Origin of the sequence: Mycobacterium sp. ACS4054, assembly GCF_001667275.1 — a bacterium.
GTDB lineage: Bacteria > Actinomycetota > Actinomycetes > Mycobacteriales > Mycobacteriaceae > Mycobacterium.
This window is the reverse complement of the sequence record NZ_LZHV01000038.1, coordinates 13812-36613: the sequence shown is the minus strand read 5'-3', so window position 1 is coordinate 36613 and position 22802 is coordinate 13812. Positions and strand designations below refer to the sequence as shown.

At 66.5% G+C, this 22802-nt stretch carries 10 protein-coding genes; 5 read left to right on the top strand and 5 right to left on the bottom strand.

Annotation, left to right across the window (positions count from 1 at the left end; all coding sequences use genetic code 11):
- Together A5730_RS08675 and A5730_RS08670 are read right to left on the bottom strand one after the other, a co-directional pair.
- Positions 1–9078, bottom strand: a 9078-nt coding sequence (locus A5730_RS08675) for a non-ribosomal peptide synthetase (RefSeq protein ID WP_082946763.1), incomplete at its 3' end; no start/stop codon positions are given.
- 40 nt (positions 9079–9118) lie between these two features.
- Entirely contained in the window at positions 9119–9349 is a 231-nt protein-coding gene (locus tag A5730_RS08670; protein ID WP_046186970.1) for an MbtH family protein, read from the bottom strand.
- 795 nt (positions 9350–10144) lie between these two features.
- Between A5730_RS08670 and A5730_RS08665 the strand changes: the two genes are divergently transcribed.
- From A5730_RS08665 to A5730_RS08645, 5 genes are all read left to right on the top strand, one after another.
- The gene (locus A5730_RS08665) at positions 10145–10612 is read left to right on the top strand and encodes an MmpS family protein (protein ID WP_369829863.1); all 468 of its coding nucleotides are present in this window, start codon (positions 10145–10147) and stop codon (positions 10610–10612) included.
- On the top strand, positions 10609–13500 hold the full coding sequence (locus A5730_RS08660) for an RND family transporter (protein ID WP_067898366.1): 2892 nt from the start codon (positions 10609–10611) through the stop codon (positions 13498–13500). Before A5730_RS08665 ends, A5730_RS08660 begins: the two co-directional genes overlap by 4 nt.
- Before the next feature lie 83 nt (positions 13501–13583).
- Positions 13584–16502, top strand: a complete 2919-nt coding sequence (locus A5730_RS08655) for an RND family transporter (protein WP_067898363.1) — start codon at positions 13584–13586, stop codon at positions 16500–16502.
- 115 nt (positions 16503–16617) lie between these two features.
- Entirely contained in the window at positions 16618–17889 is a 1272-nt protein-coding gene (locus tag A5730_RS08650; RefSeq protein WP_067898360.1) for a glycosyltransferase, read from the top strand.
- A gap of 208 nt (positions 17890–18097) precedes the next feature.
- The gene (locus tag A5730_RS08645; RefSeq protein ID WP_067898357.1) at positions 18098–19321 is read left to right on the top strand and encodes a class I SAM-dependent methyltransferase; all 1224 of its coding nucleotides are present in this window, start codon (positions 18098–18100) and stop codon (positions 19319–19321) included.
- Positions 19322–19333: 12 nt separating this feature from the next.
- Here the strand turns inward: A5730_RS08645 and A5730_RS08640 are convergent, their stop codons facing one another.
- From A5730_RS08640 to A5730_RS08630, 3 genes are all read right to left on the bottom strand, one after another.
- Positions 19334–20122 carry a class I SAM-dependent methyltransferase gene (locus tag A5730_RS08640; protein WP_156745737.1) on the bottom strand — a complete coding sequence of 263 codons (789 nt, stop codon included), beginning with the start codon at positions 20120–20122 and terminating at the stop codon, positions 19334–19336.
- A gap of 210 nt (positions 20123–20332) precedes the next feature.
- Positions 20333–21334: a class I SAM-dependent methyltransferase gene (locus A5730_RS08635; RefSeq protein ID WP_369829862.1), complete on the bottom strand. Its 1002-nt coding sequence runs from the start codon at positions 21332–21334 to the stop codon at positions 20333–20335.
- A 119-nt stretch (positions 21335–21453) separates the two neighbouring features.
- Positions 21454–22722 (bottom strand): glycosyltransferase, encoded by a 1269-nt coding sequence (locus A5730_RS08630; RefSeq protein WP_067898348.1) that lies wholly within the window; start codon positions 22720–22722, stop codon positions 21454–21456.
- Positions 22723–22802: the final 80 nt, after the last annotated feature.

Here is a 22802-nt window from a genome sequence, read left to right as displayed (position 1 = left end):
CCCCCCGAACGACACCGCCGGCGCCTCCGGGCGACGCGCCACCTGCGCGCCGAACAACGCCGGAATCGACACCGGCGCCCAAGGCTGGCCCAACACCACCCGATTACCCACCCCGTCCAACCAAGCGCGCTCACCGACATCGAGCACATCGACCGCCGACAGCCGCCGGGTGGTGTTGTTCGTCAGTGCGACCAACACCCGCTCCAACCGGGTGATGAGCGCCTCGACGGTGTCGGCGTCGAACACGTCGGTGCGGAACTCGACCGCCCCGTCGACGCCGGCCGGCCGGCCGTCCGCGGTCCAACGCTCGGCCAGCGAGAACACCAGATCCATTCGCGCCGTGCGGTTTTCCAGCGCCAGCGGGGTGACTTCCACGTCGCCCAGGCTGAGTTCGGCGGGGCTACCGTTCTGCCAGGTCAGCATGACCTGCACCAGCGGGTGATGGGCGAGGCTGCGGGTGGGGTTGAGCCGCTCCACCAGTACCTCGAAGGGCACGTCCTGGTGTTCGTAGGCCGCGAGGCTGCGTTGCCGCACCTGGGCCAATACCTCACCGAGCGTGGGGTTTCCGGTGAGATCGACCCGGAGCACCAACGTGTTGACGAAGAATCCGACCAGCTCATCCAGCGCCGGGTCCTGCCGTCCGGCGATTGGGAAGCCCACCGCCACATCGGATGTCGCGCTCATCTTGGCCAGCAGCACCGCCAACGCGGCCTGGACCACCATGAAGCTCGTCACGTTGTGGTCGCGGGCCACCTCGCGCACGCGTTGCTGCAGTTTCGCCGGCCACTCGACGGTGACGCTGGAGCCGCGATAATCGGCCTCCAACGGGTAGGGCCGGTCGGTGGGTAGTGCGAGGTGCTCGGGCAGGTCGGCCAGGGCCTGTTGCCAGTACCTAAGCTGCCCGGCGATGGCGCTGGATGGATCATCCAGTTCGCCGAACCGGGCGTGCTGCCACAGCGTGTAGTCGACGTACTGCACCGGCAGCGGTGCCCAGGCGGGTGGCTCGCCCGCGCACCGGCTGGCGTAGGCCGCGCCGAGGTCGCGCACCAGCGGCGCCAGTGACCACCCGTCGGCCGCGATGTGGTGGGCGACGGCCACCAGCACGTGCCGGTTGGCGGCGACACGGAAAAGCACGGCGCGCAAGGGGATTTCGGCGCTCAGATCGAACGTGTGGCGTGCCGCGGTCTCGATGGCCTCGGTGAGGCGGCTCGGCGACCAACCGCCGGCGTCGACCCGCCGCCAACCGATGTCGGCCTGCGCGGCGGGGATGACCACCTGCCGCGGTGTGCCTTCGGGTGCGATGAACACGGTGCGCAGGGTTTCGTGTCGGGCCACGACATCGGCCAGCGCCGCCGCGAGCGCATCGACGTCCAAGTCGCCGTCCAAGTGCATCGCGGCGGCCATGTTGTAGACCGGCGACGGTCCTTGCAACTGGTCGGTGAACCACAATCGGTTCTGGGCGAACGACAACGGCACCACCGCGGGGCGCGGACCTGCCACCACCCGGGCCGGCCTGTCCTCGGCGGCGCCCAGGCGTGGCGCCAATTGGCGAATGGTGGGGGCCTCGAAGAGGGTCCGCACTTCGAGGTGGGCGTCTAGACCGGTGTTGACCGCGGCCATCAACCGCATGGCGGACAAGGAATCCCCGCCGAGGTCGAAGAAGGAGTCGTCGACGCCGACGCGGTCCACCCCGAGCACCTGGGCGTAGATGCCGGCCAGGATCTCCTCGGTCATTGTCGCCGGTGGGCGGTATTCGCTGCTGCGATAGTCGGGTGCGGGCAGGGCGCGGGTGTCGAGCTTGCCGTTGACGGTCAACGGCAGCGCCTCGAGCACCACCACCGCGGTGGGCACCATGTAGGTCGGCAGCCGCTCGCCAAGCCGCTCGCGGATCTCGGCCGGGTCGGCGGTCCCGGTCACGTAGCCGACCAGCCGCTTGTCGCCGGGGCGGTCCTCGCGGGCGATCACCGCCGCTTCGTTGACGCCATCGAGCGCGGCCAGGGCCGCGTGGACCTCGCCGAGTTCGATGCGGTAGCCGCGGATCTTGACCTGTTCATCGGCGCGGCCCATGTACTGCAGCTGGCCATCGGCACCCCAGCGCACCAAATCCCCGGTGCGATACATCCGCGCGCCGGCCCCCCCGAACGGACACGCCACAAACCGCGTCGCCGACAACCCCGACCGGCCCACATAACCGTGCGCCAAACCCCGGCCGGCCACATACAACTCACCGACCACACCCTCGGGCACCGGCCGCAACCAGCCATCCAACACAAAGAACCCCAGATGCGCCAACGGCACCCCGATCGGGCTGGCGTTGCTGTCCACGTCGCCATCCACGATCTCCCGAAACGACGCATGCACCGTGGTCTCGGTGATGCCATACATATTGATCAACCGCGGCAACCCCGGATGGTGATGCAACCACTTGCCCAGCCGATGCGGCTCGAGCGCCTCCCCACCAAACACCACCGTCTGCAACTTCAGCTGCTGACCCAACTCCGGGGCCAACGCATCAGCGGTCTGCAACGCATAAAACGCCGACGGCGTCTGACTCAACACACTGACCTGCTCGCGCACCAACATCGCGTGCAACTCCTCCGGCGAACGCACCACCGCATCCGGCACCATCACCAACCGGCCCCCATACAGCAGCGACCCGAAGATCTCCCACACCGAAAAGTCGAACGCCAACGAATGGCACTGCGTCCACACCTGCCCCAACGCCAACTGCGCATCCAGCGACTCCAACAACTGAGTCACATTGCGGTGCGGGATCGCCACCCCCTTCGGGGTGCCGGTGGTACCCGACGTATAGATGAGATAAGCGACGTCCTCCGCCGACGGCGCCGGCAGCCCGTCACCGGGTTGGCTCGCCACGGCAGGGTCATCGAAATCGATGATGTCCAGGTTCGACCCGTCCAGGCGCGAGCGCACCGCCGCGGTCGTAACCGCCGCGACCGGCGCGGCATCACCCAACACAAACTCGATACGCGCCGCCGGCACCGTCGGATCCACCGGCACATACGCCGCCCCGGTCTTGAGCACCCCCAAAATCGCCACCACGGCCTCGGCCGTCCGGGGGAACAACACCGCCACCCGCTCGCCCGGGCCAGCGCCCCGGCTCACCAACAGGTGGGCCAACCGATTCGCCGCCTCCTCCACCTCGCCATACGTCCACGAACGCTCATCATCGGTGATCGCCGTCGCCTCCGGGGCGCGGGCGGCCTGCGCGGCGAACAGCTCGGGAATCGAGGCCAGCTTCGGGGCCGGCTCGGCCAGCACGGCGCGGTTGCCCCATTCGTCCAGCCGGTCGTGCTCGTTGGCGTCGAGCAGGTCGATCGCGGACAGGCGCTGGGCGGGATCGGCGGTCATAGCCACCATGACCTGCTGCAGCCGGTCGATCAGCGTCTCGATCGCGGCGGGGTTGAACACCTCGGTGTCGAACTCGACGCGCAGGCCCAGTTCGTGACCCGGGGAGGCCACCACGGACAGCGGGTAGTGGTTGTACTCCCGGCTGCTGAAGTCGGTGACGGCCAGCTCGTGGACGCCCAGCAACGCGCCCGCGTCGATCGGATAGTTCTCGTAGAGGAAGAGGGTGTCGAACAACTGGTCGTGTCCGGTGACCCGGTGGATTTCGGGCAGCGCCAGGTGCTCGTAGTCAACGGTGTCGTTGTGCAGGCGCTGCAGCTGGTCGAGCAGTTCGGCGACGGTGGTCGTCGCGGTGATGGTGGCCCGCACGGGGACGGTGTTGATCAGCAGGCCGACCATCGCGTCCGCGCCGGCCAGTTCGGTGGGCCGCCCCGAGACCGCGGTGCCGAAGGCCACGTCGTGCTGGCCGGTCAGCCAGGTCAGCAGCTGGGTCCACGCACCCTGCAGCACGGTGCTGATGGTGGTGCGGCACGAGCGCGCCAGCTCGCCCAGCGCGCGGGTGGTGTCGGCGGGCACGTGGAAGGCGGCGACGCCGCGGCGCCCGATCTGTCCGAGCGGGCCGACCAGGGTGGGGGTTTCGAACCCGGCCAGCGCCTGGGCCCAGGCCGCCTGCGCGGCGGCGCGGTCCTGACTGGTCAGCCAGGTGACGAAGTTGCGGTACGACGGGGCTGCGGGCAGCCGCTCGCCGTAGTAGCTGGCGAAGACTTCCTGTAGCAGCACGGGCAGCGACCAGCCGTCCACCACGATGTGGTGAATGGTGAGCACGACCCGGTGCCGGTCGGGCGCCGTGCGGATCAGCGCGCCCCGGAACGACGGCTGGCCGGCCAGGTCGCACACCGCGGCGCGTTCCTCGGCGCACAGCCTCTCGACCTGCTCGTCGACGTTGCCGCCGTCCAATTCGACGTAGCGCCAAGCCATTTCGGGCTCGGCGGGGATGACCTGCACGGGCTCGCCGAAGTCTTCGGAGAAGCGGGCGACCAGGTTGGGGTGGCGCTTGACGGCGGTGTGCACCGCCTCGCGCAGGCGTTGCGCGTCCAGGGCACCGCTGACGGTGATCCCGAGCTGTACCGCGTAGAGGTCGTCGAGGTCCTGCGCGAAAGCGGTGTGGAACAGCAGGCCCTGCTGCACCGGGGTCAGCGGCAGCACGTCGGCGACGCCGCCTTGCCGGCACAGGTCGTCGATCTGCTGCTGGCTCAGATGCGCGGGGGCGATGTCGGACGGGGTCAGCCCGCCGCCACCGGCCTTGACGTGCGCACAGATTCCGGACAGCGCCTCAAACCACAACTGGCTCAAGCGATTAACGCGCTCGTGGTCGAGCGCCGACGGGGCCCAGGTCCAGTTGGCCTGCAGGTGCGGGCCGGCCTCGGTGTCCATGGTGCCGGCGTTGAGTTCGACGGTGTGCGCCAACGGCATGGGCACCGCGGTGGCGACGGCGGCAACGGCCAGACTGTCGTGGCTGACGCGCCACAGGTCCTCGGAGAGGTCGGCGCCCGCGCCGAGCCGGCCCAGGTAATTGAACCCGATCACCGGGTCGGACCCGTCCAGGTCCACCTCGGCGTTGAGGTAGCGCAGCAGGCCGTAGGTCAGGCCGTCGGGCAGCCCGCGCAGCTGTTCCTTGGCGTCCTTGATCACCGCGCCCAGCCCGGCCTCGCCGGCCACCACCTGCGACCAGTTCAGCCGGCCGCCCTTCAATGCCACCGGGTACTTGGTGGTGAACCAGCCCACCGTGCGCGACAGGTCGACCCGGGGAGCCAGCTCCTCCTGACGCCCGTGACCCTCCACGTCGATGCCGATCGGCGTCGCGCCGGTCCCCAGGAATTCGGCGAACGCCAACCCGAAAGCGATCAACAGGATGTCGCCCACGCCGGCGTGGAACGCGGCCGGCACCTCGCCGAGCAGCAGCCGGGTCGTCTCCACGTCCAGCGAGACGGACAGCTGACCGGCGTTGACGTACGTGTCGACGTCGGGTTGCACCGCCGGCAACGCGGCCGGGGTGCTCGCCACCTGCCGCCATTCGTCGGCCCGGGCCACCACGTCGGGACGTTGCGCGTACTCCTGAAGCAGCGACGACCACCGGGCGAACGACGTCCCGGGCGCCGGCAAGGCGATGGGCTGCCCGTTGTGGTGCTGGGCCCACGCGATGTTGAAGTCTTCCAACAGGATTCGCCACGACACCCCGTCGACGGCCAGGTGGTGGATGATCAGCGCCAGCTGGCCCGCGGACTCCGCCCACGCCGCACTGACCATGACACCGGCCGCCGGGTTCAACCGCGACCGCGACTCCGCGAGCGCCTCGTCGGACAACGCGTCGACGAGGTGCACGCAACCGCGCGCGTCCACGGAGCCGACCTCGGGCACCTGCAGCGACCAGCCGCCGGCGCCGTCGTCGTCGGCGCGCAGCCGCAGCGCGGCATGCCGGTCCAGCAGCGCCTGCAGCACCACCACCACGTCGGCCTCGGTCGCCCCGGCCGGGGCCCGCACCACCATGGTCTGGTTGAACTGCTCGATGGGGCCGTCGATGCTCTGAAGCCACCGCATGATCGGGGTCGCGACGACCGGCCCGACGCCGTCGTCGCCGGTGCCGGCGGCGCCGTCGGCGGCCACCTCGGCGACCCGGGCCAGCCGGGAAACCGTCTGCTCGACGAACACGTCGCGAGGCCGGAACAGGATGCCGGCCGCGCGGGCGCGGGCCACCACCTGCATCGACAGAATGCTGTCGCCACCCAGGTCGAAGAACGACGCGTCGACCCCGACTCGCTCCAGCCCAAGCACCTGGGCGTAGATGTCGGCCAGCAGCTCCTCGACGGCGTCGCCGGGAGCGCGATATTCGGCGGTGGCGTATTCGGGGGCCGGCAGCGCGCGCCGGTCGAGCTTGCCGTTGCCGGTCAACGGCAGGGCGTCCAGCACCACGACCGCGGCCGGCACCATGTACGGCGGGAGGCGGTCGGCCAGCGCGGCCCGGATCGCGGCCGGATCGGCCGTCCCGGTGATGTATCCCACCAGGCGCTTGTCGCCGGGCCGGTCCTCGCGGGCGATCACGGCCGCCTGGTCCACCCCGTCGAGGCCCTTGAGCACCGATTGGATCTCGCCGAGCTCGATGCGGTAGCCACGGATCTTGACCTGCTCGTCGGAGCGGCCGAAGTACTGCAGCTGCCCGTCCTCGCCCCAGCAGACCAGGTCGCCGGTGCGGTACATCCGCGCCCCCGGACCGCCGAACGGGTTGGCGACGAAGCGGGAGGCCGTCAGGCCGGGCCGGCGCACGTACCCGATCCCGACGCCGCGGCCCGCCAGATACAACTCACCGACGACGCCGGCCGGAACCGGCTGTAACCACTTGTCCAGCACGAACATCGCCGCACCGGTGATCGGCGAACCGATCGGCACCACGGCGGATCCCGCGGTTAGCGGCGTGCTGATCGACGCGCACACGGTGGTTTCGGTCGGGCCGTAGGCGTCGAGCATCACCCGCCCGGACGCCGCCCACCGGTTGACCACGTCGGCCGGGCAGGCCTCGCCGGCCACCACCAGGGCGGTGGACTCCAACCCGTCCGCCGGCAACATCGCAACCGAGGACGGGGTCTGGGTGAGGACGCTGACCTTCTCCGCGACCAGCAGGTCGTGCAGGTCTTCGGGGGAGCTCGCCACCGACTCGGGCACCACCAGCAGGCGCCTGCCCCGCAGCAGGGCGCCGAAAATCTCCCACACGGAGAAGTCGAAGGCCGCGGAGTGGCACTGCGTCCACACCTGGCCCTTCGGCAGGCCGGCGTCGAGCGACTCGATCAGCCAGGTGACGTTGAGATGAGGAATGGCAACGCCTTTGGGGGTTCCGGTGGTCCCGGAGGTGTAGATGATGTAGGCGATGTTCTCCGCGGCCGGTGCGGGCAGCGCGGTGCTGGGCTGGGTCTCGACGGCGGGGTCGTGCACGTCGACGACCAGCAGGTCACGCCCGTCGAGCCGCGAACGCAGATCCGCCAGGGTGATCACGGCGCTCACCGCCGCGTCCTCGAGCACGAACTCCATGCGCGCCGCGGAGTGCGCCGGGTCGATCGGCACGTAGGCCGCGCCGGTTTTGAGCACCGCGAGCATGGCGACGATCGCGTCGGCACAGCGGGGGAACATCACCGCTACGCAGTCACCCGGCCCAACCCCATGTCCGGCCAGCAGGTGCGCCAGCCGGTTGGACGCCTCGTCGAGTTCGGCGTAGGTCAACGACTTGGCGGAGCAGGTCACCGCCAGGGCGTCGGGCGCGGCCTGCACGTGCTCGGCGAACGCCACCGGGATCGACACCGGCGCGGGCACCGGTTCGGTCAAGGCCGGCCGGTTGCTCCACTCGTCGAGCTTGGCCGGCTCGTCGGCGGCCAGCAGGTCGATCGAGGACAGCCACCGCTCCGGGTCGGCGGTCATCTCCTCCAGCACCTGCTGCATCCGTGCCGCGAGGTCGGCGACGCCGAAGTCCGCGAACGGTTGGCCCGGTCCGGCGGTGGACAGGAAAAGCTGGTCGCCGGCGCCCAGGAAGAACAGGCTGAAATGCCCCACCGGCCCGTGGTTGGTGTAGGTGGCCGTCGCCGGGGAGCCGGCCAGGTCCAGGGTCAGCCGCATCGGGATGAAGTTGATGCCGACCCGGGTCGCGGCCTGTCTCAGCCCGTCGCTTTCGAGGGTGTGCACCGGAAATCGCTGATGGTGCAGCAACTCCCGAATCCGGATGTCGACGTGCTTGCAGAAATCGGCGACGGTCGACGTGGGGGACGTGCTCAGGACCAGCGGCACGACGCCGGCGAACATCCCGGGCAGTGTCTTCGATTCCGGACGCACCCGCCGGCTCACCGGGAAGTCGAGGGCCACCTCCGAACCGCTCCCCGACCACGCCCGCACCAGGAGCGCGCAGGCGGCGGTGGTGACGGAGAACCGGCGGATGCCCAGCTTCTTGGACAGTTCCTTGATCCGGGTGGTGACGGAGGGGTCCAACTGCACGGACGCCGACGGAGAGTAATGGTCCTTGCCGCGCGGGCCGTCGGTGGGCCGCTCGACCCATCCGCTTTCGGGCGGAAGGTTGTTGCTCCAATACTCCTGATCTTCCAGATATTCGGCGGACGCTTCGTATTCGGCCTCCAGGTTCACCAAATCCTGCGTCGACCCGAAATAGGCGTCGGGAATGGGCTTTCCGGCCACCATGGCCGAATAAATGGTCGAAACCCGACGGCAGACCAGCGCCATACCCAATCCATCAATTGCTATGTGGTGGCAGCAACCGAACAAATAAAACTCTTCGGCCTGTGTCTGGAATAACACGAATTTGAAGAGCTGACCGTTCAACGCCATCGGGGTGCGCTGGATCGACGACGACATCGCGCGGGCCTCCGCCACGGGGTCGGGCGAGGCCGTGAGGTCGTGGAAGGTCAACTCGATGTGCGGGTAATCGATCGGTTTCTGGACAACCTGGCCGTCCACTTCGAAGAACGACACCCGACCGGATTCGGCCTCAGACACCGCCTGCGTGATGGCGCGCTCGAGCGCCTCACGATCTACCGGACCCTCGATTTTCACCAAGAGCCCGAGTTGCCACTCCGTGCCGACGTAGCCCGTTTCCTGCGAAAGCCAGATGTCCAGCTGCCCGCGCGTCAGCGGAAGTGCGCGATCACCAACCTCCATCGACTCCCCCAAAGCTCCACCCGCCCCATACCCCGACTCGTTACTGCTCAAAACCCCGGCCCGTTGCGAGCTTGTCCCGCAGGCTCTTTGGCCGAATGTCAGGCCAGTTCTGTTCGATGTACTCCAAACATGCGGCCCGGTCCGTCTCGCCGTACACCACTCGCCAGCCGGCGGGAACGTCGGCGAACGCCGGCCACAGGCTGTGTTGCTCCTCGTCGTTTACCAAGACGTAAAAACTACCGTTGTCGTCGTCGAACGGGTTGATGCTCACAATTCTCCAGAGACGTCTAGTTGACACGAGTGGAACGGTTCCAAACCATACTGGAGGCACCACCGCGCGTCCGAGGTTTGGACAAAGTTCCCAGTGCTACCTGCCAGGCTCTTAACGCTGCCTAAATATTGGGCTGGTGCAGGCTGCGCAGCTGCCGCCGTTGGCTGCTGTGAGCTGCGACAATGGCTTACCGATGCGGCTCGCGATTGGGTTGGCTCGGCCTTCGAGGACGATGCATTTGTGGGTGCTTGTCGCCGCCCAGCCTACCGACCCGGAAGCCGCCGGGAAAATCACCCCGCGGCGGGCCCGCGGCGACGCCGGCGGCGCCGCGGAAGCCGGCCCCCGGGGGTCCGCCGGGCGCACGTGGACGAACGATGCGGTCCGGCGGTCCGACGTGCGTTACGCACGCGGTATGCATTACGATCCCGTATCTCCTTGTCGAAGGCCCGATACGGAGACGATCGTCGTGGTTTACTCATGAAGACACTGGTCACGGCCGCCGGGGGGCAGGGCTCGAACGAGGTACCGAAGAACGACTAGGCTGCGACGTACACCGCGTTCGATGTGCCGCAGTCTGGCGTCGCGATCGCCATGTAACAGTTTGTCCGGGCCGGCGGATATGGCAAGAGACGTCCGATTGGGGTAGAAGGGGGTGCGGTGGTCGAACCCGACGTGCGGGCCCGGCCCGATATCGCCATCACGAAAGGCCGCGACATTAGCCAACCGCCTACTCGTCGACGCCGATTTCTGCCCTTTGGTCGCCGATCGTCGGCCGACCTCACCGAACGGCGGGCCATTGCGCGGGAGAACCGTCGGAGCCAGCAACCGGCAATTCTGAAATTCCTCAAGCATGCGTGGATCCCGTTGGTCATCGTGGCGGTCGTCGCGGCCGGCGGTTTGACCGTTTCGCGACTGCACGGAATCTTCGGATCGGAAAAGCGCCCGTCCTATGCCGACACCCGACAGCAAGACACGAAACCGTTTAACCCCAAGCACGTGAAATACGAGGTTTTCGGCCCGCCCGGGACCACGGCCGACATCAGCTATTTCGACGCCAACGGCGAGCCGCAGCACATCAACGGAATACCCCTCCCGTGGACCTTCGACATCGCCACCAACCTCCCATCCATCGTGGGAAACGTTGTGGCACAGGGAGATAGCGAAAGTCTCGGTTGCCGTATACTCGTGGACGGTGTGGTCAAAACCGAGAAGATCTCGAACGAGATGAATGCGTTCACCTATTGCGTGCTGACGGCGACATGAGTAACCCGGATTTGGCGACGGAACCGACGTCTCCGCCATTCTTCGCACGGATGATCCGCCGATTCTCCGTGCCGATCATTTTGGGGTGGCTGGCGATCGCCGTCCTCATCAGCATCGGCGTTCCGTCCCTGGAGCAGGTCGAACAGGAGCGCGCCGTACCGCTGAACCCCATCGGTGCGCCGTCGTTCAAGGCGATGGAACGCCTGGGCACCGATTTCAAGGAAACCAATACGGGCGCCCTGGCCATGATCCTGTTGGAGGGTCAGCAGCCCCTCGGCGACGATGCGCACCTGTATTACGACCGGCTTGTCAAGCAACTGGAAGCCGATCACCAGCACGTGCAGCACGTCCAGAACTTCTGGGGCGACCCGCTCACCAGGGGCGCCGCGCAAAGCGCCGACGGCAAGGCCGCCTATGTGCAGGTGAACCTCAACGGCATCCAGGGCGGCAGCGCCGGCGACCAGTCCGTGGCGGCGATCCGAAAGATCGTGCAGCAGGCGGACCCGCCGCCGGGGCTCAAGGTCTACGTCACCGGCCCGGCACCGATCATCGCCGACATGAACATCGCCGGGCAGAAGACCGTCGCGCTGGTCACCCTGGTGAGCCTGGCGGTCATCTTCATTACCCTGCTTCTGGTCTACCGATCGGTCGTCACCGTAATTCTTCTGCTACTGATAGTCGGGCTGGAATTGCAAATCGCCCGGGGAATGGTCGCATTACTGGGCCATTTGGGCATCGTCGGTCTGACCACCTTCGCCGTCAACCTATTGGTGGCCGCGGTGATTGCGACGGGAACCGACTACGGAATATTTTTCGTCGGCCGATATCAAGAGGCGCGGTGGGCCGGTGAAAGTCGGGAAATGGCCTTCTACACCACCTATGCCAGCGTGGCCAAGGTCGTCCTGGCCTCGGGCCTGACCATCGCCGGGGCCGTGCTGTGCCTCAGCTTCACCCGGTTGCCGTATTTCCAGCCCCTGGGCATCCCCTGCGCCGTCGGCATCTCGATCGCCGTACTCGTCGCGTTGACGCTGGGGCCGGCGCTGATCGCCGCCGGCGCCCGTTTCGGGCTGTTCGAGCCCAAGCGGGCGATCACGGTGCACCGGTGGCGCCGGATCGGCACGGCCATCGTCCGGTGGCCCGCGCCCATTCTCATCGCGACGATGGCCGTCGCGCTCATCGGGTTGCTGACGCTGCCGAACTACCGGCCCAGCTACGACGACCAAAAGTTCATTCCCGCAAGCATTCCCGCGAACGTGGGATTCGCGGCCGCCGAGCGGCACTTCCCCGGGTCGCGGATGGCGATGCCCGAGATCCTCTTGGTGGAGACGGATCACGATCTGCGCAACCCGGCAGACATGCTGGTGATCAACAAGCTCGCCAAGGGCGTGCTCGCGGTCCCGGGTATCGCGACGGTGCAGACCGTCACCCGCCCCGAGGGGGTACCGCTTCAGCACACGACGATCCCGTGGATCGTCAGCATGGGCCAGGCCAGCCAGCTGCAGAACATGGCGTTCCAGAAGGACCGCATGGACGACATGCTCAAGCAGGCCAACGAGATGGGCAAGATGATCGCCGTCATGCAACACATGCTGGACCTGATGCGCGAGCTGGTCGCCACGACTCACCAGATGGTCGGCAAGACGCACGAAATGCAGGAAATCACAAGCGAATTGCGCGACCACATCTCGGATTTCGAGGACTTCTTCCGGCCGGTCCGCAGCTACTTCTACTGGGAGCGGCACTGCTACGACATCCCGATCTGCTTCTCGTTCCGATCCATCTTCGACGCGATCGACGGCGTTGACGAGGTCAACGACAAGTTGCGCGATCTGGTCGGAAACCTCGATCAGCTCGACGCGCTGCTACCGCAACTGGTGATGCAGATCCCGCCGATGATCGAGACCATGCAGAGCATGCGCACGATGATGCTGACCATGCACAGCACCATGTCCGGCGTGATGGGACAGATGGATTCGAGCGCGAAGGACCCCAGCGCCATGGGGCAGGCATTCGACGCGTCCCGCAACGACGACTCCTTCTACCTGCCGCCGGGCATCATCAACGGCTCGGACGCCTTCAAGCGGATCATGAGCGTGTTCCTGTCACCGGACGGCAAGGACGTTCGCCTGCTCATCTCGCAACGCGGTGACCCGGCGACGCCCGAGGGGCTGTCGCGGGTGGAAGCGATCAAGACGGCGGCCGAGGAGTCGCTCAAGGGCACGCCGCTGGAGAATTCGAAGATCTACCTCACCGGCACCGCATCGATCACCAAGGACTTGGTGGACGGGTCGAAATTCGACCTGCTGATCGCCGGGGTCTCCGCCCTCTGCCTGATCTTCATCATCATGCTGATCATGACGCGAAGTTTCATCGCCGCCATGGTCATCGTCGGCACGGTATTGCTTTCGCTGGGAGCCTCATTCGGTCTGGCGGTGCTCGTCTGGCAGGACATTCTGCACATCCCGTTGCACTGGACCGTGCTATCCACCTCGGTGATCGTGCTGCTAGCGGTCGGGTCTGACTACAACCTGCTTCTCGTCTCACGAATGAAGGAGGAGATCGCCGCCGGCATCAACACGGGCATCATTCGCGCGATGGCCGGTACCGGAAAGGTCGTGACCAACGCGGGCTTGGTGTTCGCGTTCACCATGGCCTCGATGGTGGCGAGCGACCTGCGCAGCATCGGCCAGGTCGGTACCACCATCGGTATGGGCCTCCTGTTCGACACGCTGATCGTCCGCGCGTTCATGACGCCGTCGGTCGCCGCGTTGCTGGGACGCTGGTTCTGGTGGCCGCAACAGGTGCGTCCCCGCCCGGCCAGCTCCATGCTGCGGCCGACCGGGCCCCGCCCATTGGTTCGTTCCCTGTTGCTGAAGCAGCCGCTCTGAGCGGCGGGTCCAGTTGAGTAACGGGACGGCGCAATCGTGGGGAACATCGTGACACAGGACAGCAGCAGCCGCTTGGGGTCCGCATGACCACCGAACGGACCCGGCGCCCCGTTGTCGCGCGGTCGATCCGCCGGCTAGCGGTGCCGATCATCCTCGCGTGGGTGGGCCTGACGCTGGTGGTGACCCTGTTCGTGCCGTGGCTGGAGACCGTCGGTCGGGAGCATTCCGTTCCGCTGGCCCCGCAGGATGCGCCGGCCGTGCAGGCCATGCAGCGGATGGGCCGGGACTTCAAGGAGTCGGACTCGGACAGCTTCGCGATGCTTGTGCTGGAGGGGCAGTCGCAGCTCGGTGACGAGGCCCATGATTATTACGACCATTTGGTTCGGGAGCTGAAGGCCGACCCCAAGCACATCGAGCACGTGCAGGATCTGTGGGGCGATCGGCTCACCGCGGCGGGCGCGCAAAGCCCGGACGGCAAGGCCGTTTACGTCCAGCTGAACCTCGCCGGCAATCAGGGCACCACCCTGGGCCAGGACTCGATCGCCGCGGTCCGGCAGATCATCGCGAAGAATCCGCCGCCCCCGGGGCTCAAGGCCTATGTCACCGGCCCGGCCGCACTGATTTCGGACATGCAGAGCAGCGGTGACCGCTCCATCCTGAAGATGACGCTGATCGGCGCCGTCATCATCTTCGCCGTCCTGATGTTCGTCTACCGCTCGATCACGACCGTGATCATGTTGCTGTTGACGGTCGGGATCGAGGTCTTCGCCGCCCGCGGGATCATCGCCTTCCTCGGGGACAACGGCCTGGTTCAGCTGTCCACGTTCGCCATCAACCTGTTGGTGGCGCTCGCGATGGCCGCCGGCACGGACTACGGAATCTTCTTCTTCGGCCGCTACCAGGAGGCGCGTCAGGCCGGCGATGACCGGGAGACCGCGTTCTACACCACCTATCAGGGGGTGGCCCCGGTCGTCTTGGGGTCCGGTTTGACGATCGCCGGCGCGATGCTGTGCCTGAGTTTCACGCGGATGCCCATCTTCCAGACCATCGGTGTGCCTTGTGCGGTGGGCATGTTCGCTTCGGTCGTGATCGCGCTGACGCTGGTGCCGGCGGTGCTGACGCTCGGCAGCGGCTTCGGCCTCTTCGACCCGACGCGCCAGATCGGCTTCGGCCGGTGGCGCCGGATCGGCACCGCGATCGTCCGGTGGCCCCTGCCCATCCTCGTCGCGACCATCGCCATCGCGTTGGTCGGTCTGGTCACGCTGCCCGGCTACAAGACGAGCTACAACGACCGGCTGTACATCCCCCGCGACATCCCGGCAAACGTCGGCTATGCGGCCGCCGACCGCCACTTCTCCCAGTCGCGGATGATGCCGGAGATCCTCATGATCGAAGCCGACCACGACATGCGTAATCCCTCGGATTTCCTTGTGCTGCACCGCCTTGCGAAGGGCATTTTCAACGTCAAGGGGATCTCGCGCGTGCAGGGCATCACCCGCCCCGAGGGGACGCCGATCCAGCACACCTCGATCCCGTTCCTGCTGAGCATGCAGAACGCGATGATGAGTCAGGACATCAGATACGTCCAGGCCCGCACGAAAGACATGCTCGCGCAAGCCGATCTGATCGGCCAGCAGATCGCGACGATGAAGCGGCTGTACGAATTGCAGAAGAAACTCACCGGCATCACGCATGACTCGATCATGAAGACCCACGAGATGACGGTCATCGTCAACGAGTTGCGCGACGACATGGCGAATTTCGAGGATTTCTTCCGGCCCATCCGCAGCTACTTCTACTGGGAGCGGCACTGCTACGACATCCCGATCTGTTGGTCGCTGCGCGCCATCTTCGAAACCTTTGACGGCGTAGACATTTTGAGCGACAAACTCAAGGATCTCCTCGTCGACCTCGACCACATGGACCGGATCATGCCGGAGCTGCTCGCGCAATATCCGCCGATGATCGCCATGGCCGAGGACATGAAGGCGATGCTGCTGACCAACTACAGCACCATGTCGGGCGTCATCGGGCAGATGACCAGTAACAGCAAGGACGCCATGGCCATGGGCGAGGCGTTCGACGCGGCCAAGAACGACGATTCCTTCTATCTGCCGCCCGAGATCTTCAACAACGCCGACTTCAAGAAGGCGATGGCCAACTTCTTGTCCCCGGACGGGAAGGCGGCGCGGTTCATCATTTCGCACCGGGGCGACCCCGCCACGCCGGAGGGCGTGGGGCGGATAAACCAGATCCGCACGGCGGCCGAGGAGGCGCTCAAGACGACCCCGCTGGAGAGCGCCAAGATCTACATCGCCGGGACGGCGTCGACCTTCAAGGATTTCCGGGACGGATCCCAATACGACCTGTTCATCGCGGGGGTGGGTGCGCTCTGCCTGATCTTCATCATCATGCTCATCATCACGCGAAGTTTCGTGGCCGCCTTGGTGATTGTCGGCACGGTCGCAGTTTCGCTGGGCGCCTCGTTCGGCATGTCGGTGCTCATCTGGCAGTACGTGCTGGGCGTCAAACTGCACTGGATGGTGCTGCCGATGTCGGTGATCGTCCTGTTGGCGGTGGGGTCTGACTACAACCTGCTGCTGGTGTCCCGGATGAAAGAGGAGATCGGCGGCGGAATCCGGACGGGCATCATCCGGGCGATGGGCGGCACCGGCAAGGTCGTGACGAACGCGGGCTTGGTGTTCGCGTTCACCATGGCCTCGATGGTGGCGAGCGACCTGCGAATCATCGGTCAGGTGGGTACCACCATCGGCCTCGGGCTGTTGTTCGACACCCTGGTGGTGCGGTCGTTCATGACACCCACCATCGCCGCCCTGCTGGGGCGTTGGTTCTGGTGGCCACAGGTGGTGCGTCCGCGCCCGGCCAGCCGGATGCTTCGGTCCGAGGGGCCGCGTCCGTTGGTGCGCTCGCTGCTGCACCGTGAATCCGACTTCGACGAAGCGCCCACGGCGGAGATCCCGGTCTCGAGGCCGACCCACTAGGCGGGTGTCGCCCGCCCGCCCCGGCCGCCGCCAAAACCGCAACCGGCACCGGTGATCCAGCGATAATGACCGATATACCTGCAAGTCGATCTGGACGACCGAACCTAGGACCGCAATGAAGTTTGCCCTGGCCTGCTACGGAACTCGCGGCGATGTCGAGCCTTCGGTGGCGGTCGGCCGGGAGCTGGTCCGCAGGGGGCACGAGGTGCGCCTGGGGGTCCCCCCCGAACTCGTCGACTTCGCCGAGACCGCCGGGCTGACGGCGGTCCCCTACGGCCCGGAAGTGCATGACTTCCTCGACGAGCAGTTTCTGCGCAACATGTGGACGGATTTCTTCCGCAACGCGTGGAAGATCCGCGATCCGATCAGGCTGGTGCTCAAGGTCTGGGACCCGATCATCCGCTATTGGGACGACATCAACGGCGCGCTGCTGCCGCTGGCCGACGGTGCCGACATGCTTTCCAGCGGCCTCAATTTCGAGCAGGCAGCGGCGAATGTTGCTGAGTACTACGACATTCCGTTCGCCACCATGCACCACTTCCCCATGCGGCCCAACGGGCAGCTCGTGCCGACCATTCCGGCGCCCGTGGTCCGCTCGACGATGACGCTGGTCGATTGGCTGTTCTGGCGCTCGACGAAGGACGTCGAGAACGCGCAGCGTCGCGAATTGGGCCTGCCGCGGGCGACCCGTCCGGCGCCCCGCCGGATCGCCGAACGCCGATCCCTGGAAATCCAGGGCTACGACGACGTGTGCTTTCCCGGGCTGGCGGCCGAATGGTCGAAGTGGGACGGCCGGCGGCCCTTTGTCGGCGCCCTGACCATGGAGATGACGACCGACACCGACGACGAGGTCGCCTCGTGGATAGCCGCGGGAACACCGCCGATTTGCTTCGCCAGCGGCAGCATCCCGGTCGAATCCCCCACCGAAATGGTCGAGATGATCAGCACCGCCTGCACGCAATTGGGCGAACGCGCCCTGATCTGCGCCGGCGGGTCGGATTTCAGCGAGGTCGGCCACTTCGACCACGTCAAGGTGGTCGGGCCCGTCAATTACGCGGCGGTCTTTCCCGCCTGCCGCGCGGTCGTCCACCACGGCGGGTCGGGCACCACGGCCGCCAGCCTGCGCGCCGGAGTACCGACGTTGATCCTCTGGAGCTCGGCGGATCAGCCCTACTGGGGGGCTCAGGTCAAGCGACTGGAAGTCGGTACCGCCCGGCGCTTTTCGAAGACCACCAGCAAATCCCTGGTGGCGGACCTGCGACAAACCCTCACCCCGTCCTACGCCACCCGGGCCCGCGAGATCGCCACCCGGATGACCAAGCCCAGCGAAAGTGCCGCCATGGCCGCCGACCTCTTCGAAGCCATGGCCGGGCGCCAGCCGCGTTAAGGCGCGCCGCCCGCCGTTGATTTCCCCGATCGACCGATTGGGTTTCAACTGGCGAAACAGGGTACAGATTCGGCAAACGTTGACAGAATGGCTTCCTGGAAACCTCGGAAGGGTGCTAACGGCATAACTTGGGGGCTAGGCTCATGAACCTAAGTACTGGTCCGGGGTTCTCGGATGCGAGTGGGCCTGACAGTGTGAGGGGGAAGTATTGACTCAGCGTAGTTGCCGCGTCTGCGGCGGTGATCTTCGTGAGGTACTCGACCTCGGACGCCAGCCAGTCTCGAATGCCTTCGTGAAACCCGATGAGACCGCCAAGGTGCCGTTTTTTCGGCTCGTGGTGGGCCTCTGCACGTCGTGCACGATGGTGCAGCAACTAGACGAGGTTCCGCCCAGCCAGATGTTCCGCGCGGACTACCCGTATCGCGCGTCGGGATCCGCGGTGATCCGCAAGCATTTCGAGGACGTGGCCAGGTGGATCATCAGCACGGTCCCCGACGATGAGAACCGGTTCGTCGTCGAAATCGGCAGCAACGACGGCGTCATGCTGAATACCCTCAGCGACGCCGGGGTGCGGCACCTGGGCGTGGACCCGGCCGCCGGGGCGGGCGAGGTGGCCCGCGCGCACGGCGCGCGGGTCCGCACGGATTTCTTCGACGAGTCGACAGCGGCCGACATCCGCGAAAAGGAGGGCCCGGCAAGCCTGATCTTTTCGGCGAACACGATCAGTCACATCTCGTACCTGGACTCGATCTTCCGCGGGGCGGAGCTGCTGCTGGCGCCGGACGGGCTGTTCGTGTTCGAGGACCGCTACCTCGCCGACATCCTGCGGTGCGTCTACTTCGACCAGATCTACGACGAGCATTTCTATCTGTTCTCCGTCCGCTCGGTGCAGGCGTTGGCGGCGCGCTTCGGCCTGGAATTGGTCGACGTCGAACACCTCCCCTTGCACGGCGGTTCCATCCGCTACACCGTCGCCCGCGCGGGCAGCCGGCAGCCCAGCCCCGCCGTGGCGGAATTCCTGGCCCAGGAAAAGGCCGACGGGATCGCCGAGGAGGCGACGTTCGTCCAATTCTCCGAGGACATCAACCGCATCCGCACGGACCTGGTGACCCTGCTGCGCGATCTACGGTCCGACGGCCGGCGAGTCGTCGGGTACGGCGCCACGTCGCGCAGCGCCACGGTCATGAACTTTTGCCACATCGACTCGGAACTGCTTCCGATGGTGTGCGATTCGACCCCGGAGAAGCAGGGCCGGCTGACACCCGGCTCAAAGGTTCCGGTATGCCCGCCGGAAGTCTTCTCCCACCCCTACCCGGACTACGCGCTGCTGTTCGCGTGGAACCACGCCGACGAGATCATGGCGAAGGAACAAGCCTTCCACGAAAAGGGCGGGCGCTGGATCCTGTACTCGCCCAAGGTCCATATCGTCTGATGCGCCGCCGGCTCACTGCGCCGGTTTGATCAGCAGGCCCTGGCCGGTGGGCAAAGTGCAGATCGGCACGCCCAATTCGCCCGCCAGGGCGTCCATGGCCAGGCGCTGCTCTTCGTGCCCGTGGTAGGCGTAGTCGTCCAGCAGCACGAAGGCGCCGGGCGAGAGCCGCGGCCAGAAGAACCGCAGCGCCGCGACCTCCGGTGGGGCACAGTTCATATCGATATGCAGGAAGGCCACCGTGCGCGCCTCGACCTGGTCGAGCGTCTCCGGGACCGGGCCGACGATGATGCGTTGGTTCTTCCATTGCGCGAAGTTGGCCCGCACACCCTCGACCCCGCTGACGTACATGCCGTTGCGAAGCTGCTGCTCGCTCCGCTCGAGCGCGCCGCCCCGGCGTTCGTCGGCGGTGACGTAACGCGGATCGATTCCCGCGAAAGTGTCGAGCAGATAGAAGGTCTTGCCCAGCCGGTCCCAGTCGAGATACTCCATGATGGCGCTGCTCAAGAACCCGTAACTGACGCCGCACTCCACGAAATCACCGTCGAGCCGGCTGGCGTTGGTCGCCGCCCACAAACCGATGTGCGCGCGCCAATGCCACTGGTACCAGTCCTGGCCGCCCAGCGCGCGCGTGCCCCGCTCGTAGGCGCGCTGGAACGCCGGATCCTCCACGAATGCGTGGCGGTGAAAGCTGATCAACGCGTCGCTGGCGTACGCCTTCGGAAATAGCTTGCGCGCGAGCCCATACTCCTTGCCCACCATCCATAGCCGGATGCGAGCGCCGGTCGACAGCCTGTTTGCCACGGCGGAAACGATAGCATCGGGATCCGTTGGCCCACCCGGGAACGCGGCGGGTTGGCCGGAGCGGCGGCGGCCGCCCCCTTTCACAGCACGCGTTGCCATCAGCGGCCGGACGGCGCGTCGGCAGCACGGCACGATGGCCGAAGCGTGAACCTCAGTGGCACAACGAATCCCGCAACAAGGTTCGCGCCGCTCGCCAGAATCGCCGCTTCCTTACTTGACCCGCAGGACGAACCCGGTCTGGTCACCCCGGCCCTGCCGGTTCAGCGCCACCGCGCGCCTCTCCCAGTCCAAGACCTGCCTGAGCCCGAACATTCGAATTATGGCCCCGAGGCTGGTCATCTCGGTCAGCGCGATGTCGCGACGATTCGCCTCGCTGCCGATGAACGACCCCGAACTCTGATCGTCGATCGCCTTCTCGAGTCGCAACCCCGCCCTGTCGGCCGCCACCGCCATACCCTTTCGCGACGGTATGCAAATGTGCTTGGGCGCATCGATGTTCATCCAGTTGGCCCGGTAGGTGTCCCAGACTTCTGACGAGGTGGTCGGCACCCGGACCAGGCAGAAGCCCGTGGGGGCCAGCCTCTCGTGCGCCGCCTTCAGCGTGGCGGTCAGGTCCGGGACGTGTTCGAGCGAATGGTTGAACAGAATGACGTCGAACTCACCGGTCATCTCGTCCAGGTCCCGCTTCGCCAGCGGGACCCCGAGGGCCGTCTTGCCGTCGGCCTCGATGAATGGATCGTTACCGAACAGGTTCGTGAATCCGGCCCTGGCCAACCGGTCGAGCAGCGCGCCGCCGCCACACCCCACGTCCAGAACCCGCGCGTCGAGCGAAACCCCCAGCTCGCCAAGCATTTTGACGACGTCGCCGCTCGCGTCGTGCGTTCCGATCAGACCGCGGAGCCCGGGCGGCAGCGCCGACACCAGCGTGCCGACCAGGCGGCCGCCGGCGCGCAGATCATGCCGGTCCTCCTGCGCGGTCAGCCATTGGAAAAGCTTCGGCTGCGGCGCCACCTTGTAGGAGTAGTAGTCCGATGGATAAAAGCGCATGAGTTCTTCACCCTCAAGCACTTTCGCGATCTGCAATGTCCCACATTCGGCGCAGACGAAGTAATCGAATACCTCTCGGGTCCCGAAATACATCTCCCGAACCGGAACAATTTCGTGCGGACCATTCGATCCACAAAGTTGGCACGGTTTGTTAACTTCGCTCACTTCGCCCTTCCCCATGAAGTTTTCGACGCCAGAAACGATACCGCCACGACTCGGGGTCCGTTGGCGATCTGCGAGACTCGACCGGCGGGGCCGATCCTCGACTTATCCGCCAGCGCTGATCAGGCATAGCGCCTCAGGCTGGCGAAGTTTTCCGCGAGGTCAGCGACCTTCGCGACGCTTTCGCTGGGACTCGTCATTTTGGTGGCGATCTCGCGCGCACGGGCGACGTAATCCGGCGCGAGAATGCGTCGCAGGTCCGTCACCAGTGATTTCCGCGTGGTGGCCGAAAATCGCCGGGTGGTGCCCACCTTCAATCGCTTGACCTGACCGCCCCACAGGGTTTGGTTGACGTCCATCGAAAGAATCAGGGTAGGAACGCCGGCGCGCAGGCTGGCGGCCGTGGTGCCCGAGCCGCCGTGGTGGACCACCGCGTGGCAGGCGGGGAATATCTTCGCGTAATTCACCGCCCCCACCACCTTGACGTGGTCGAAGCTCGGCACGTCGCTGTAGTCGCTCGAGCCGGCGCAGAGCAACGCCCGCTCCCCCAGCTCGCCGCAGGCGGAGGCGATCATCTGGACCGTCTCGGCCGGCGACGCCACCGGCATGCTGCCGAAGCCGAAGCAAATCGGCGGGGAGCCCGCTGCGATCCACGAGGCGACGTCTTCGTCGAGTTCGGTGGTCAGCTCCATCGTCAGCGCTCCCACGAACGGCCGCTGGCCATCCCACTTCGCCCATTCGGCCGCCAACCCCGGGAAACACGCCTCGTCGTAGGCCTGAATTTCCATCGCCCCCCGTCGGGCGATGCGCGCCGGCGAGGGACCCTTCGCCTTAGGCAGGCCGAGTTCGCGGCGCTGCGCATCCTCGGGCTTCTTGTTCAGGCGCCACGCCAACCAGTCGAACGCCATCATGGCCGACCGACTCAACGGGGGCGGCAGGATCGAGACCAGCTGGCCGTTGGGCCGCATCGGGGCGTGGTGCAGCGTGGCCAACGGAATGTCGTAGTACTCGGCGACGTTGGCGGCGGGCTCCTGGTAACTCTGTCCGACCAGCAACAGGTCGGCCCCGTCGGCCAGCGACGTAAGCGTCGTCGTCATGTGGCCCCAGCATTGGTCGCTGAGGTCCCACATTTCGCGCCACAACCCGCGCAGCTCCCGGACCTTCCAGAACGCGCCGAAGAAAGACGTCCAGAAGTTGCGGTACACGTCCAGCCACAGCTGGGTCTCCAGCCCATACGGGACCGCCGGGAGACCGGCCGCCTCGGCGAAGCCGATCAGGTCGGGCGGCACCGCCATCTGCACGTCATGGCCCCTGCGCAGGAGTTCGCGACCGACGACGACGGAAGGCTCGATGTCGCCTCGAGTTCCATAGCAGGCCAGCACAAACTTCATCGCGAACCAAGCCTTTCACTTGACGTGCGCACCGGCGATGGCAGGGGCACCGGTCATTATGGCTGGTTCTCCGGTGCCGG